14 protein-coding genes are annotated in these 15,376 nt (G+C 30.2%); 1 reads left to right on the top strand and 13 read right to left on the bottom strand.

Annotated features, from left to right (window positions below; translation table 11 throughout):
* Window positions 1-31: 31 nt before the first annotated feature.
* Window positions 32-325, bottom strand: a complete 294-nt coding sequence (locus HMPREF1864_RS02200) for a LysM peptidoglycan-binding domain-containing protein (protein WP_062571213.1) — start codon at window positions 323-325, stop codon at window positions 32-34.
* Between the two features lie 196 nt (window positions 326-521).
* Between HMPREF1864_RS02200 and lexA the strand changes: the two genes are divergently transcribed.
* A complete protein-coding gene (lexA, locus tag HMPREF1864_RS02195; protein WP_062571212.1) occupies window positions 522-1,142 on the top strand; it encodes a transcriptional repressor LexA in 621 nt (206 codons plus the stop codon).
* A gap of 101 nt (window positions 1,143-1,243) precedes the next feature.
* Here the strand turns inward: lexA and HMPREF1864_RS02190 are convergent, their stop codons facing one another.
* The 12 genes from HMPREF1864_RS02190 to HMPREF1864_RS02135 all read right to left on the bottom strand — a co-directional run bounded on the left by HMPREF1864_RS02190 (window position 1,244) and on the right by HMPREF1864_RS02135 (window position 15,369).
* Window positions 1,244-2,530: a methionine gamma-lyase family protein gene (locus HMPREF1864_RS02190; protein ID WP_062571211.1), complete on the bottom strand. Its 1,287-nt coding sequence runs from the start codon at window positions 2,528-2,530 to the stop codon at window positions 1,244-1,246.
* Between the two features lie 16 nt (window positions 2,531-2,546).
* Window positions 2,547-3,455 (bottom strand): tRNA (adenosine(37)-N6)-dimethylallyltransferase MiaA, encoded by a 909-nt coding sequence (gene miaA / locus HMPREF1864_RS02185; RefSeq protein ID WP_062571210.1) that lies wholly within the window; start codon window positions 3,453-3,455, stop codon window positions 2,547-2,549.
* On the bottom strand, window positions 3,456-5,333 hold the full coding sequence (gene mutL, locus HMPREF1864_RS02180) for a DNA mismatch repair endonuclease MutL (RefSeq protein WP_062571209.1): 1,878 nt from the start codon (window positions 5,331-5,333) through the stop codon (window positions 3,456-3,458).
* Window positions 5,330-7,942 carry a DNA mismatch repair protein MutS gene (mutS, locus tag HMPREF1864_RS02175; protein ID WP_062571208.1) on the bottom strand — a complete coding sequence of 871 codons (2,613 nt, stop codon included), beginning with the start codon at window positions 7,940-7,942 and terminating at the stop codon, window positions 5,330-5,332. Before mutS ends, mutL begins: the two co-directional genes overlap by 4 nt.
* Window positions 7,932-9,332, bottom strand: a complete 1,401-nt coding sequence (gene miaB / locus HMPREF1864_RS02170; protein WP_062571207.1) for a tRNA (N6-isopentenyl adenosine(37)-C2)-methylthiotransferase MiaB — start codon at window positions 9,330-9,332, stop codon at window positions 7,932-7,934. The genes mutS and miaB overlap by 11 nt, the downstream gene beginning before the upstream one ends.
* An 81-nt stretch (window positions 9,333-9,413) precedes the next feature.
* Window positions 9,414-10,790: an NAD(P)/FAD-dependent oxidoreductase gene (locus HMPREF1864_RS02165; RefSeq protein WP_062571206.1), complete on the bottom strand. Its 1,377-nt coding sequence runs from the start codon at window positions 10,788-10,790 to the stop codon at window positions 9,414-9,416.
* Window positions 10,791-10,800: 10 nt separating this feature from the next.
* Entirely contained in the window at window positions 10,801-11,694 is an 894-nt protein-coding gene (locus HMPREF1864_RS02160; RefSeq protein WP_062571205.1) for an RluA family pseudouridine synthase, read from the bottom strand.
* A gap of 3 nt (window positions 11,695-11,697) precedes the next feature.
* Entirely contained in the window at window positions 11,698-12,153 is a 456-nt protein-coding gene (gene lspA, locus HMPREF1864_RS02155) for a signal peptidase II (RefSeq protein ID WP_062571204.1), read from the bottom strand.
* Window positions 12,154-12,163: 10 nt separating this feature from the next.
* Complete coding sequence (locus HMPREF1864_RS02150; RefSeq protein WP_062571203.1) at window positions 12,164-12,946, bottom strand: YlmH family RNA-binding protein; 783 nt, start codon at window positions 12,944-12,946, stop codon at window positions 12,164-12,166.
* Window positions 12,940-13,392: a cell division protein SepF gene (locus tag HMPREF1864_RS02145; protein WP_062571202.1), complete on the bottom strand. Its 453-nt coding sequence runs from the start codon at window positions 13,390-13,392 to the stop codon at window positions 12,940-12,942. Before HMPREF1864_RS02145 ends, HMPREF1864_RS02150 begins: the two co-directional genes overlap by 7 nt.
* 9 nt (window positions 13,393-13,401) lie before the next feature.
* Window positions 13,402-14,112 carry a YggS family pyridoxal phosphate-dependent enzyme gene (locus HMPREF1864_RS02140; protein ID WP_062571201.1) on the bottom strand — a complete coding sequence of 237 codons (711 nt, stop codon included), beginning with the start codon at window positions 14,110-14,112 and terminating at the stop codon, window positions 13,402-13,404.
* Between the two features lie 9 nt (window positions 14,113-14,121).
* The gene (locus HMPREF1864_RS02135; RefSeq protein ID WP_062571200.1) at window positions 14,122-15,369 is read right to left on the bottom strand and encodes a biotin/lipoyl attachment domain-containing protein; all 1,248 of its coding nucleotides are present in this window, start codon (window positions 15,367-15,369) and stop codon (window positions 14,122-14,124) included.
* Between the last annotated feature and the right edge of the window lie 7 nt (window positions 15,370-15,376).

Genomic DNA, 15,376 nt, shown 5'->3' with positions numbered 1-15,376 from the left:
TCAAACAGAAAAGCGTGTATATAAGCTAATCCTATTTACTTTTGTATATAGGAATAGCTAATTTATATCCCGGTTTAATATCGTAAGATGAAATACTATTTGCCCTTTCGATATCCATTACAAACTTCATTTTGTTTTTATAATCATAATTTTCAGATATGGACCAAATCGTATCTCCACTTTTTACTGTGTAAACGTCATATTTAATTTCTTCTTTAATATTCAAATCTGATTCATTTTTTAAAATTAATCCAGAATTAAAAATAAAAATTAACAATAAAAAAATTAAAACTTTTTGTTTCTTTATAATAATAGTACGCTTCATCTCATCACCTCAAAATTATGTTCCAACTATAGTTTAAACCTTTGTATCAAACAATCGTATCAAATAAAAGTTCTAAACATATGTTACATCTTATGTTCTTTTTTGTCAATAAAAAAGAACAAGTTTTTTAAACTAGAGTTTGAAATGCTTGTTCAAATATGATATTATTAATTTAATAAAAATAGGAGGTAATCCCATGTACGAAGACTTAAACCAAAGAGAACTAGAAATTTTATTTTTTATTAAAAGATTTATCGAATCCAAGTCCTACCCACCTACTGTTCGTGAAATTTGTGCAGGCTGTAACATTAAATCAACCTCAACTGTTTATTACGCACTTGAAAAACTTGAAACTACAAACTATATAAGAAAGGATGCATCAAAAACTAGGGCTATTGAAATTGTTCCCCAAGATGATGACATCTTAATGCTCAAGAAGAAAACAGTTGATGTCCCTGTGCTTGGAAAGGTTACTGCTGGTGCCCCAATATTAGCCGTTCAAAACATTGAAGACACTATGCCTTTACCAGTTGACTTCGTTTCAGATAAAGAACTTTTTATTTTAAAAGTTTCTGGCGAAAGTATGATCAATGTAGGAATTTTTGATGGTGACTATGTAATTATTGAAAAAACACATTGTGCAAATAATGGAGAAAAAGTTTTAGCTTTAATTGAGGACGAAGCAACAATTAAAACATATTACAAAGAAGAAAATAGATTTAGGCTACAACCTGAAAATGATACAATGGAACCCCTCTACTTTGACAAAATTGATATACTTGGTAAAATCATTGGACTTTATAGACGATTTAACTAATTCAAAAGAACCCTACTGCTATACAACAGTAGGGTTCTTTAAGTTTAAAAATTAGCATTTTATAATATGCCTTTGCTTATATTTTCTTATTAACAATTAAATTAAATTAAGATTAGACTTTCTTTATATAATGCATTTAATAAATTAATTAGAGCAAATTTTATATGATAGTAAGAGAGACCTCCTTGAAAATATACATAATAAGGTTCTCTCATAGGTCCATCTGCTGATAATTCAATAGATGAGCCTTCTATAAAGTCTCCTGCAGCCATTATTACTTTGTCGTCATATCCTGGCATATCCCAAGGGACTGGTGTGAATTCTGAGTCAACTGGAGATGAAAATTGAATGTACTTACAAAATATTTCAAGAATTTCAGGTTTTTTAAGTTCTATTGCTGTAACAATATCGCTTCTTGGATCAGTGCTTGTTGGTATTGTTCTAAATCCTAATTCTTCAAAAGATCTTGAAAATAATGTCGCACCTCTGATTGCATCTTCAACAATTTTGGGTGAAATAAAAAGTCCTTGTAATATTTGTCTAGTCATACCAAATGTTAGTCCACAGTCCTTGCCTATTCCTGGTGCAGTTAAAAAATTGGCTGCCCTTTCAACAAGCTCTTTTTTACCAGCAACATATCCACCTGTATAACATAGTCCTCCTCCTGGATTTTTTATTAAGGACCCCGCCATTATATCAATCCCGATTTCACTAGGCTCAATTAATTCTGTAAATTCTCCATAGCAATTGTCTACAAAAATTTTTATATCCTTATTTAATCTCTTGACTTCATCTACAGCTTCTTTAAGTTCAGAAACAGTAAATGCCCTCCTATTAGAGTAACCTGTGGATCTTTGCATTATAACAAGGCTAGTGTTGTCTTGTATATAATCTTTTATGCCACCTATATCTATCATATTGTCCACTAGGGGAATCTCAGAATACTCATACCCAGATTTTATTAAAGAATCAGGGCTGTCTCCCCTTAAACCTATTACCTTTTGTAAGGTATCATAGGGAGTTGATGTAATGGATAATAAATGGTCCCCTGGCTTTAAAATAGCTTTAATTGCAAGTGTAATAGCATGGGTACCTGATACAATGTTAGACCTAACAAGACTGTCCTCTACATTAAAAATTCTTGCATAGATGGATTCAACCTTATCTCTTCCTATATCTCCATAACCATATCCTGTTGTCCAATTGAAGTCTGTTGCCTTAAGTCCCTCTTCTTGCATAGCTTTTAAAATTTTAACTTGGTTGTATTGGGCTATGTCACTAAATTCTTTAAACCTCTCTTGAAGAGAGTCTTCTATTCTATTTACAAATTCAATTATTTTCGGGTCTATATTATATTTTTCTTTAAATAAATTATCGTATATTGTCATCTTTTCTCCTAAAACCTCAGTCTAATTTACTATCGATGTAAGTCTCAATTTTTTTTAATAAATTATCTGACTCCCTATCAAACCATTGTATGCGATTATCTCTTCTAAACCAGGTTAATTGTCTCTTAGCATAGTGCCTTGAATTCTTTTTTATAAGTTCAATCATTTCATTATATTCAATCTCACCATCAAGATATGATATAACTTCCTTATATCCAATTGCCTTAAGGGATTGTGAGCCTTTATCTAAACCAGCATCTAATAGGTCCTTTACTTCTTCAACAAGACCAAGCTCTATCATCTTGTCAACCCTCTTATTTATTCTTTCATAAAGCCTTTCTCTATCCATATTTAAGCCAATAAAGATTAAATTGTAGTCTCCATTCTCTTGTCGAAAATTATTTCCTTTTTCATTTCCGTCTTTTAAAATTTCTAAGGCTCTAATAATTCTTTGACCATTGTTTGGATGAATTTTTTCTGCCATATCCTTATTGAGTTCATAAAGTTTAGTGTAAAGAAATTCACTGCCTCTTTCTTGTAAGATTTTATTTAACTCTTCTCTATAAGCGTAGTCTGCTTCTGTTTCAGTGAAATCAAGATTATAGACAAGAGAATTTATATATAAGCCTGTACCACCAACTACAAGTGGCAGTCCTTCCCTATTATTTATTTCACTAATAATTTCTTCAGCCATGTATTTAAAATCTGCAACGGAAAAATTTTTATCAGGATCAATTATATCCACCATATGGTGGGGGATTTCTGTATTTTTAAGATCAACCTTAGCTGTACCAATATCTAATTTCTTATAAATTTGCATGGAGTCACTGGAAATTATTTCTCCCTTATATTTTTTAGCAAGTTCTAATGAAATTTCAGTTTTACCTATTCCAGTTGGTCCAGTAAGTATTAATAAATTTTCCATTTATTCCCTCAAAAATAATTTTGAAATTGTGTGTTTTGAAACTTCCACTATCGTTGGTCTTCCATGAGGACAAGTGTAGGGATTTTCACAATTTTTCAAGTCTCTTATTAAAGCTTCTATTTCAATATCAGACAAGTCATCTCCCGCCTTAACTGAAGCCTTACAAGCTTTTCTCATAATTTTATAAAGATCTGCTTCATAATTCGATGAAATCTCTTTATCAAGAGAGTCTATTATATCTCTAATAAAATTTACATAAGTTGGAAGTCCAAAAATCATTGGAACTTCTCTTAGGACAACAGACCCATTTCCAAAATCTTCAATCTTAAATCCCAGCTTAGTAAATAAATCAAGATATGTTAGAATTTTGTCGTACTCAATTTGATTTAATTCAATAATCTCCGGTTTAATTAAAATTTGTGAAGATATTTCACTGTTGAGATACATATTTAGAAATTTTTCATAGTTTACTCTCTCATGAGCTGCGTGTTGATCAACGACAAAAACTTTGCCATCTCTTTGATTTTCCAACAAAATATAAGTCTTAAATAGAACTCCACTTATTCTTGTGTTTAAAAGGCCTTCATCAATTCGACTAGCTTCACTATTAGATAAAAAGTTTTTTTCTAGATGTTGCTCTTGTTCATTAGAGGATTTTAAATCACTTTTCTCTTCTTCTTTATATAACAAAGCTTCTTCATTAAAGGCTTTTTCTTCTCGAATTTCGAATTCTTCATTTTCCCTCTCTAAATCCCATAGACTTTTGAGCCCATTATTATCTCCTGTCTTTGTTGTTTCAATAGAATCTAGAGATTCTTCAAGATCATCTTCATCAAAAATATCGAAAACATTTATATTTTCTTTCTTATCTTCAAATTCTATTTCCCTTATAGACCTGTTAGGAAAAATAACTTCCTCAACTACTTCAGATAGAAGTGCTGTTAAGATATTTTCATTTGAAATTTTAATTTCGTTTTTCTTTGGATGAATATTTACGTCAATTAATTTAGGATCTATATCAATGTATAAGATAAACACAGGGTACCTGTTTAATGGAATCAAGGAATTATAATTTTTTTCTACCGCTCTTGAAATATTTATATCTCTTATAAACCTTCCGTTTACAAAAATATATTGACTGTCTCTATTAGATCTAAATAACTTATTATCAGAGAAAAATCCTCTAATTGTATAATTTTCAGATTCAAATCTTCCTTCATTTAGAGAAGAAGCTATTTCTGAGCCTAGGATGGAAAATATTCTATTAATAGGATCTTTGTCATTTCCTGTATTGAGAATAGTCTTTCCGTCCCTTATTAAGGTAAATTTAATATTATTATTTGATAGGGCAATTTTTTGCACAATATCAATTATATTACTTATCTCTGTAGAATCTTTTCTAAGAAACTTCTTCCTAACAGGAGTATTGTAAAAAACATCATTAATAATAAAAGTTGTACCCTTTGGCATTCCAACTTTATTTTTTTTGATAATTTTTCCATTTTCTATGACAAGGGAATTCCCTGCTAAGTCATTTTCCCTTTTTGTCATTAGTTTTATTTTAGAAATATTCGAAATACTTGCAAGAGCTTCTCCACGAAATCCAAGAGTTCTAATTTTTTCAAGGTCTTCAATTACTTGAAGTTTGGATGTAGAGTGGCGTAGAAAGGCTAATTCAAGGTCTTCTTCAGAAAATCCTAAACCATTGTCAGAAACTTTTATATAATTAGTACTTTCGCCTCTTAGCTCAACTAAAATGTCATCTGCTCCAGCATCAATTGAATTCTCAACTAATTCTTTTACAATAGACGCAGAGTTTTCAATTATTTCTCCTGCTGCAATTTTTGATATTGTTTGTTCATCTAAAAGTCTTATCATTTTAACTCCTTAGATTTTTTAACTATTTCATCTAATAAATTAAAGGCCTCCATTGGACTTACTTCAAGTATGTTTATATCTCTTAATTTATTGATAAAGTTTTCGACTTCTGGGCTGGATTTCTCTTCTCTTATAATTTCCTTATTAAGATCAATATTAAGTCCTTCGTTTTCTTTCTCAATAAGAGCTAGAACATCTTTTGCCCTATTAATTATCCTATCATCAATGCCTGCAAGTTTTGCTACATCAATTCCATAAGAATTATTTGTAAATCCCTTGATAATTTTCCTTAAAAATATAATGTCATCTTCTTGTCTATCTACAGCTATAGTTAGGTTTTCAACGGAATGATATTTATCTTCAAGATGGACTAATTCATGGTAATGTGTTGCAAAAAGTGTTTTTGCCTTAATATTTTCTGCGATGTACTCTATTATTGCATTTGCTATTGCAAGGCCGTCAAAGGTACTTGTTCCTCTTCCCACTTCATCTAGTATTAAAAGAGAGTTAGAAGATGCATTTTGTATTATATCGGCAACCTCTTGCATCTCAACCATAAAAGTTGATTGACCCATCGCCAAATTATCACTAGCTCCTATTCTTGTAAAAATCCTGTCTACTAAGGAAATATTACAAGAATCACAAGGCACAAAGCAACCAATATGTGCCATAATTGTAATAAGTGCAACCTGCCTCATATAAGTTGACTTACCCGCCATATTGGGACCAGTTATGATATGTATCATATTGTCCTTAGTATCTATAAAGGTATCATTTGGCACAAAGAAATCATCCTTCATATAAGACTCAACTATTGGATGTCTTCCTGCTTTTATTTCTATATATCCTTCCTTGTTAAATTTAGGTCTCACATAGTTATTTAAGCTTGAAACTTTAGCAAGAGATAAAAGAGAATCAAGTTTTGAAAGTTTATCTGCAAGAATTTGTATTCTATAAATTTCTTTGCCAATAAAATCTTTTAAATTATTATAGATTTCAGCCTGCATAGACAAGGCTCTTTCTTTTGACCCAAGCAACTTTCCTTCCATATCTTTTAATTCCATGGAAAAGAACCTTTCAGAACCCACTAAGGTTTGCTTTCTGATATAATCATCTGGCACTTGGTCCAAGAAGGACTTTGTGACTTCAATAAAATAACCTAATATTTTGTTGTGTTTAACCTTTAATTTCTTTATTCCAGTCCTATTTCTTTCCTTTTCTTCGAAGTCAAGTAACCAGTTTTTTCCTTCTGTTGAAATTTTAAAGAGCTCATCTAATTCAGAAGAATATCCATCTCTAATAATCCTATTTTCTTCGATTACTACTGGTGGGTTTTCTATTAAAACTTTATCAATTTCATCGTAAACATCAGATAAGTTAATAAATTCTTCTGAAAGTGAATTTAAATACTTATTGCCTTGTTCTTCTAAAATTCTTTTTATTATATTTGAATTTTCTATTGTAGACTTAAGAGAGTATAACTCACGGGGATTTATGCTTCCATTTGATATCTTTACTACAAGTCTTTCAATATCATAGACTTCTCTTAAAATTTTTTCTATCTTGTCCTGCAATAATAAATTTCTTGTAAAAGATTCAATAATATTTTGTCTTTCCTCTATTTTATTTAAATCAACTAAGGGACTTTCCACCCATTTTTTTAATTTCCTTGACCCCATAGATGTACTACACTTATCTAAGACATCTAATAGAGAGCCTTTTTTTGTAAAAGTGTTTAATCCTTTAACTAACTCAAGTGTTCTTTTTGAGCTTTCATCCAAAAGTAAAAAATCATAATTATTGTAATAAGAAATATTATTTATATGCTTTAAATTGATTTTTTGAGTTACAACTAAATATTGCAAAATCTTTTTTAGTGATGTGAAATCAGCTATCTTATTATCAGATAGGAAGTCTTTTAAGTTGTTTTTAAAATTATCACTAAAATAGTTCCCAAAATTCTTGAATATATTACTTTCTTTAAGATTCTCAGCAATATATGGGTTTAAAAATACATTGCTCTTTTTAGTTTCCTTTTTAAAAGTAGCTAAGGCATCTTCATTAATTAGAATCTCATTTGGGCTAATCCTATCTATTTGGTTTTGAAGAAATCTAAATAGTTCTGTCTTAGATAAGAAAGTCCTATTAGTAAAGTAAATTTCACCTGTGGAATAGTCTGAATAAGTTAAGTTTAAAGAGTAACCTTGAATATAAATAGATAGGAGATAATTATTTAAATCACTCTTTAAATATTCTGTGTCAGTAAATGTTCCAGGAGTAATAATCTGTGTAACTTCTCTTTTTACTATACCCTTTGCAAGCTTTGGATCTTCAATCTGATCACAAATTGCAACCTTATAACCCTTATCTATTAACTTTGAAATATAAGAAGATGCTACGTGGTATGGGACACCACACATAGGAGCTTTATCTTCTAATCCAGCATCTCTTCTAGTAAGAGTTATTTCGAGTTCTCTTGACGCTAATAAGGCATCATCAAAGAACATTTCATAAAAATCTCCAAGTCTAAAAAATAAAATGGAGTCTGGATTCTCATCCTTAACAGCAAGATATTGCTGCATCATTGGAGTTAATTTTTCACGATTCAATCTTTTCACCTACTAGAGAAAAACTATTTGCGTCTTTTATCCTAACTTTTACAATATTTCCTACATCATTTTTATCGCCTTTGAAGTTAACTAATTTAAATTCATCAGTTCTTCCACTTACCTTACTTTCATTTTTCTTAGAAATATCTTCAACAAGTACATTAACTTCTTTACCAATGAATGCCTTATTTTTTCTTTCTTGAATTGGATAAAGAACATCAAGCAATCTTTCAAACCTATCATGTTTTACCTTGTCTGGAACTTGGTCAGTCCTATTAGCAGCCGGAGTATTTTCTCTAACAGAATAAATAAAGGTAAAAGCAGTATCGTACTCAACTCTTTTTACTAAATCTAAAGTATCCAAGAAGTCCTCTTCGCTTTCTCCAGGAAAACCAACCATAATATCAGTTGAAAGAGCAATGTTTGGATTTACATTCTTTACCTTATCAATTTTTCTAAGATAATCTTCCTTAGTGTACTTTCTATTCATCATTTTAAGAACACTTGATGAACCTGCTTGAACAGGTAGATGTAAAAAATTACAAAGCTTATCTAGATTTTTAAAAGAATAAATAAGCTCATCTGAAATATCCTTAGGGTGTGAGGTCATAAACCTAAGTCTCTCAATGCCTTTTATGTCATTAATTTCTTCTAAGAGATTAGCAAAGGAGAATTTCTCATCAAGTGTTTTCCCATAGGAATTTACATTCTGTCCTAGTAGCGTTACTTCTTTTGTTCCATTCCTTGCTAAATCTTCTATTTCTCTTATGATTTCACCTGGTCTCCTGCTCGTTTCTCGCCCTCTTGTGTAAGGAACTATACAATAGGAGCAGAAATTGTTACAACCATACATAATATTAACGTAGGACTTAAAATTATAAAGTCTATTGGCTCCAAGCTTATCGTCAATACTAAGGGCATTTTCTTCGATATCCATAGCAAGCTTCGTCCCATTGTATGAAGCAGTTAAGAGTTCTGGCAATTTCCAAATATTATTCGTTCCAAAAATTATATCTACATTTGGAAATTTTTCTATAACATAATTCCTAGATTCATCCCTTTGCATCATACATCCACAAACTGCAATTTTAATATTTTTCTTTTTTGACTTTAAATTTTTTAAGTTTCCCAGTTGACCATAAACTTTATCTTCTGCTGAATGTCTTACTGAGCAAGTGTTTAAAATAACAAAATCCGCATCATCAATTTCATTGACAAAGCTATAGCCCATTTTCTCAAGAAGCCAAGTTATTTTCTCTGAATCGTGCTCATTCATTTGACATCCATGAGTTATAACAAGTGCCTTCTTATCATCATAACCCTCTTTTATATTTCTTATATATTCATTTACGTTGTTATTTATATCATTAATTAATTCTTTATTATCCATACTACATCCTCATTTCATATCTTTATATTATACCTGAAAAATAACCGCTATATCAAGAAAAGAGTATGCATAAGCATACTCTTAAGATAATATATTATTTAGATATCTAGCAACGTAAACGCCACAAGCAGATGCTTGTGAAAGAGAATGAGTTGCACCGCCACCATCGCCCACAACAAATAATCCATCAACTGAAGTTTCAAAGTTGTTGTCCGTTTCAACCCTAGAATTATAAAATTTAACTTCTACTCCATATAAAAGTGTGTCATCGTTGGCTGTACCAGGAGCAATTTTATCAAGAGCATAAATCATTTCAATTATGGAATCCAGTTGCCTCTTAGGTATTACAAGAGATAGGTCTCCAGGTGTAGCCTTAAGGGTTGGCTCTGTGAAACACTTTTGCATCCTTCTCTCATCTGATCTTCTTCCCTTGACCAAATCACCAAATCTTTGAAGAAGAACACCTCCACCAAGCATATTAGATAACTTAGCAATTGATTCGCCATACTCATTAGAATCCTTAAAAGGTTCCGTAAATTTATTGCTAACAAGAAGGGCAAAGTTAGTATTCTCTGATTGGAGTTTTGGATCTGCATAGGAGTGACCATTAACTGTGATTATACCATTAGTATTTTCAGCTACTACTTGCCCATAGGGGTTCATACAAAAGGTTCTTACTAAGTCATTATACATTTTTGTTTGGTAAACTATTTTAGATTCATATACAGCGTCTGTTATATGCTTAAAGACCTCTGCTGGCAATTCCACCCTAACACCAATATCAACTTGGTTAGAAAATAACTTAATATTAAATTTTTTACAAATTTCAGAAATCCACTTAGATCCACTTCTACCAGAAGCAAGAACTAATTTATCACATGAATAGCTTTCACCCTTGTCACTAGTTAAAATAAATTTATCTTTCTTATCAACATCAACAATAGTTGTGTTGAAAATTATTTCGACCTTATCCTTAGTCCATTCATATATTTTTTCTAGAATTTTAAGATTTCTATCTGTTCCAAAGTGTCTTACCTTGGCATCAAGAAGGTGTAAGTCATGTTTTAGTGCAAGAGTTTTTAAATTAGATGATTTTGTCTCGTATAATTTAGAGTCTCCTCCATCAAAATCACAAAGAACCTTATCAACATATTCCATTAGTTCTATGGAATCTTCCTTACCAAGGAAGTCATGCATTTGTCCACCAAAATTTGTAGTGATATTATATTTTCCATCTGATAGAGTTCCGGCTCCGCCATAACCATTCATAATGTTGCAAGGATTGCAGGAGATACAAGTCTCAACTTTTCCAGTTTTTATAGGGCACTGCCTTCTGTAAATTGAATTTCCCTTATCTATAACTAGAACCCTTAGGTCTGAGTTAATTTTTTTGAATTCATAAGAAGCAAATACACCAGAAGCACCTGCTCCTACAATTATTACATCATAGTCTTTCATTTTATATCTCCTAACTAAAATTATTTATAAAATCTTCAAATCTTACTGGGAACTTATCTATTATTTCTAATTCTTCTCCACTTATTGGGTGTGTGAATTTAAGTTTATAAGCATGTAAAAGCTGTTTATTAATTTTAAATTTATTTTTTATTCCATAAATCTCATCGCCAACTACTGGGTGATTTACATAGGCCAAGTGAACTCTAATTTGATGTGTTCTTCCTGTGTGAAGGTGAACATCTAATAGAGTATATTTATCAAAGTTTTTCAAGACTTTGAAACTAGTAAAAGCTTCTTTAGAATTTTCATCAATAACCTTCATCTTAGTCCTATTATTAGGGTCTCTTCCAATAGGAGCATTAAGTCCAAAATCTTCGTAAATATTTCCATGACAAATGGCCAGGTAGTGTTTTTCTATCTGTCTATTTTTAAACATATCAACTAATTTGTAATAGGCTTCATCTTTTTTTGCAACAAGCATTAGACCAGATGTATCTTTATCAAGTCTATGGACTATTCCTGGTCTATCAGAATCTTTAGGATTAGAAAGCTCTTTAAATTTATATAAAAGCCCATTAACAAGAGTCCCATTGTTATTACCAGCACCAGGATGGACAATAAGACCTTGTGGTTTTGATATCACAGCTAGATAGTCATCCTCATATAAAACATCAAAATCAATTTTTTCTGGCGACAAACTAAAATCGTCCTCATACTCTACTGATATTTCGTCATCTAATTTTAAGTTATAACCAGCTTTTTCCTTTTTATTATTAACTAAAATATTTCCTTCAACAATATTTTTTTTTATCTGTGACCTGTTTATTTCAAGATTTTTCTCTAAAAACTTATCTAGTCTTAGTCCTACTGATTCCTTATCTACATTAAAAGTGTTTTTATACATAAATCACCTTTTATTATCGTGAAGCAGTATTCCTATAGAAATCAAAATTGTTCCCACAACTATGAATACATCAGCAAAATTGAAAATGGCAAAATCATATCCAAAGAATTTCATACTAATAAAATCTATAACATAGTGAAGTCTTATCCTATCAATAAAATTTCCTATAGTACCACCTATTAATAGACTAAAACTAAGTAGATAGATAAAGGGAATTTTATTATAATTCTTAATTAAAAATACAATTAATATAATTAGAACTGCCAATGTTATAACTGCAAATAGATACCTAAAACCTTGAAGAATTCCAAAGGCTGCCCCTCTATTCTCTATGTAATAAAGTCTTAAAAAATTATCTATTAATACAACAGAATCTTTATTAGCTAGATTACTTGCAGCTAAAAATTTTGTGAACTGGTCTATAATAATTAAAATAATGCTAAAAATAGCAACAAACATAAATATCTCCTCATTTGTTTAATCTCACGATTAATACAAAATTTCCCTTTTTAGTGTTTCCTTCTAAATTAAAAATCCTAAATCTTCCATAATGTCTAAGAGAAACCAGGTCACCCAATTCTAATTCAAGATGAGACCTTGTTTCCTTCGCAAAGTTGACCTTAACAAGCTCAGACTTTATCATATCCTTAACTTTTGACCTTGAAAGATTAAAAACTTTTGAAATTAAGTTATCCAACCTAAAAGAAGAAACAATTATCTTTTTATAATCGTACTCTTTTTTTGGTAGACCACTTATATCATCTTCTCTTAAAAGTAATATATTATACCTTGATACCTTTGTAAGATTAATTTCAACAAAATTTGCAATTTCTCTTTTCACAAAAAAATAAGTGTATTTTTCCCCAATTAAAATATCACCTATTTTTCCTCTGTCTACACTAAGTCCTAAAATAGAGCCTAGTATATCACCATGTTTAATTTTATTATTAGTTTCAAACTTAAATAGGACGAGGTCAACATCTTCTTTTTCATACATATAAGAGGGGTATATGTAGATAATGCTAGATTCGCTATCTTCATATCCCCCATCAACTTCATAAGAGATGTTGTCCCTAAACCTATTCAATATGGAAATAGATAAATTAATCTCGTGAGGATTTAGGAAGTCTGTTGAAGTCGAAATATGACTATTCATTACAGATTCCATTTTGTCAATTACTCTTCTAATAGAAATCTTTTCTTCAGGTCTGTTAATATGATTAATTAAATCTATTCTGTTTAAATTTACCAAGGGAACATTCCGTTGTTCTTGAGTTGTTCCTTTAATCCATCGATTTCAACATTGTTTGGTGCAAGAATAAAGATATCCTTATTTACCTTTTGCATCTTACCATCAAGTGCATAAAGAGCCCCACTAACAAAATCAAAAATTTGTCTTTTAACATCAACATCAAGTTGTTCAAAGTTAAGAACTACTGCCTTAAAGTCTCTAAGATCATCAACAATAAGTGGTGATTCATCATAAGATAGTGGTTCATGAACTGTAATTACCATGTTGCTTGCTGAAACTTTTGCTTTTGTTGCTGGCTTGTGGCTAACTGGCTTAGGAGTATAAGCTGGTTCTACAGCTTCACTTTCATTTGTCTCCTTTTCAAACTCATCATCAAAATCTTCATACTCATATTCGTCTGCAAAACCAAAGATTTTCTTTAGTTTATCCATTGTTTTTTCTGCCATAATATCCTCCTAATTATAATTTCTATTTCCAAAAAGTTTAGAACCAACTCTAATCATGTTGGAACCTTCTTCTATAGCCAATTTAAAATCATGACTCATTCCCATTGAAAGGTATTTCATTTCTACGCCTTCAAATCTCTTTGATGAAATCTCCTCAAATTTATTATTCATTTTCTCAAATAATTTTCTTAGCAAAAGTTCATCTTCGGTATTTGGAGCAATAGCCATAAGACCCTTAATTTTTAAATTTTTATATTCAAGAAGTTCATATATAAAGGCTTCTGTTTCATCATACTTTATACCAAACTTACTATCTTCATCCCCAATATTAATTTGAACTAAGCATTCGACAATAATGCCATCTTTTTTTGCTCTTTTGTCAATTTCTTCGGCAAGCTTAATCCTATCAAGTGACTGAATTAATTTAACTTTATTATAAATATATTTTACTTTATTAGTCTGTAAATTTCCAATTAAATGAAAATTTAATTCATTATTTTTTAAACTTTCTTTAATTTTTTCATCTTCAATCTTAGAAACAAGTTCTTGGACTTTATTCTCACCAAAATCTTTGACTCCCAGCTTGTTAAATTCATCAATCATTTCCACTGGGTGAGTTTTAGAAACAGCTATTAGCTTAACATTTCTATTAAAGTTAGACTTGTCCTTGGCTATTTCTATATCTTCATAAAGTTTTTTTAAATTATCTTTTAAATTCAACTTATCACCTCAGTTTAATATCCTTGATTCATCAACTGTTTTTGGGTTAATTACTATCGCGTCATTAACAGTTAAGGTCTTGTAGGATTTCTCTCCTATGCTAAATACAGATTGCTTATTGCCTCTATTAATAAACACTGTGTCATTTGATTCACTTACAATATCAACTGGCACAAACTTTACAAGTCCTTTGATTTCTTGTACATAAACTCCTGTGAGATCATTTCTCTCAATCAAAGTAGATTTTGGAATTTCAAAACCCTTAGTTTTATTTACAATTATTTTACCATCGTGAACTCTATTTGAGTACATATTTTCAAAATATCTGTCTAAACTAACGATAATAACTGCATGGTTTTCATCTTTATTTATTTTTTCCACAACACCATACATATCTTCTATATCTGGTATTTGAATTTTTACAGAATCACCTATGTTATAGTTCGCAATATTTGATGCATTTGAAATAGTACAGGCTACTTTCCAATTTAAATTGTTGATAATCTTAAAGAGTGGTTCTCCTTTTTTAACCTTTGTTTCCATTTCAAGATTTTTAAAGTTATAATTCCTATTTAAATACTTGTATGTAAACTTATCAAGGTCATTATTATTAAAGTACTCTTCATTTCCGTCAATTTTATAGGAAACAATTCCGCTAAATTCTGATCTATAAGAAAAGTTATATTTAGAAATCTCCTTTTCTAATTCTTCTTTTTTATTATTTAAAGCAGTTTCAGACATTTCAAGATACTCTTTTAGTTCAGCCGTGTTTATATTTTCACCAATCCCATTATCTGAGGAGTTTATATCATAATAAACACCAGCAAAATTTTTATTTTTTATCTCTTCTTGCAAATTCTTTGTAAAAGTTTTTGAATTTTCTTTTTCTAAGGGTTCAATTCCCTTTTTAATTTTAATAGCTGCATTTACCTTAGCTAATTCATCTTTTAAAGAAGATACATCGCCCATTAAGTTTAAGTTTGCAACTTCATATCCAGAAGGAACTTTTTGACCTTCACTTGCGTGGAAAACTACTACTCCATCGCCATTTGCATAGTAAGCTTTCTCTTCGAAAAGATTATATATTGTTGTGTCAATGTCTTTTTCAAAAGTGGTTAAAGTTGGAAAAATTGTTTTATAATCATTTACTCGATTTCCCCTTAATAACTTTCCAAAAACCATTAGCAAAAATAAAATAATCAAAAGAGCAAAAGCTCTTCTTTTTATATATTTATTTTTATTTTTAAAATTGCTCAAAAAACCA

Origin of the sequence: Peptoniphilus sp. DNF00840 (genome assembly GCF_001553125.1) — a bacterium.
Lineage (GTDB): Bacteria > Bacillota > Clostridia > Tissierellales > Peptoniphilaceae > Peptoniphilus_A > Peptoniphilus_A vaginalis.
The sequence above is the reverse complement of the archived record's forward strand: the minus strand, read 5'-3'. Positions and strand labels throughout refer to the sequence as shown.

Bases quoted from the DNA above. Each gene is read 5' to 3' on its own strand.
- HMPREF1864_RS02200 (WP_062571213.1), bottom strand. From the start codon at position 325: ATGAAGCGTACTATTATTATAAAGAAACAAAAAGTTTTAATTTTTTTA.
- lexA (WP_062571212.1), top strand. From the start codon at position 522: ATGTACGAAGACTTAAACCAAAGAGAACTAGAAATTTTATTTTTTATT.
- HMPREF1864_RS02190 (WP_062571211.1), bottom strand. From the start codon at position 2,530: ATGACAATATACGATAATTTATTTAAAGAAAAATATAATATAGACCCG.
- miaA (WP_062571210.1), bottom strand. From the start codon at position 3,455: ATGGAAAATTTATTAATACTTACTGGACCAACTGGAATAGGTAAAACT.
- mutL (WP_062571209.1), bottom strand. From the start codon at position 5,333: ATGATAAGACTTTTAGATGAACAAACAATATCAAAAATTGCAGCAGGA.
- miaB (WP_062571207.1), bottom strand. From the start codon at position 9,332: ATGGATAATAAAGAATTAATTAATGATATAAATAACAACGTAAATGAA.
- HMPREF1864_RS02165 (WP_062571206.1), bottom strand. From the start codon at position 10,790: ATGAAAGACTATGATGTAATAATTGTAGGAGCAGGTGCTTCTGGTGTA.
- HMPREF1864_RS02160 (WP_062571205.1), bottom strand. From the start codon at position 11,694: ATGTATAAAAACACTTTTAATGTAGATAAGGAATCAGTAGGACTAAGA.
- lspA (WP_062571204.1), bottom strand. From the start codon at position 12,153: ATGTTTGTTGCTATTTTTAGCATTATTTTAATTATTATAGACCAGTTC.
- HMPREF1864_RS02145 (WP_062571202.1), bottom strand. From the start codon at position 13,392: ATGGCAGAAAAAACAATGGATAAACTAAAGAAAATCTTTGGTTTTGCA.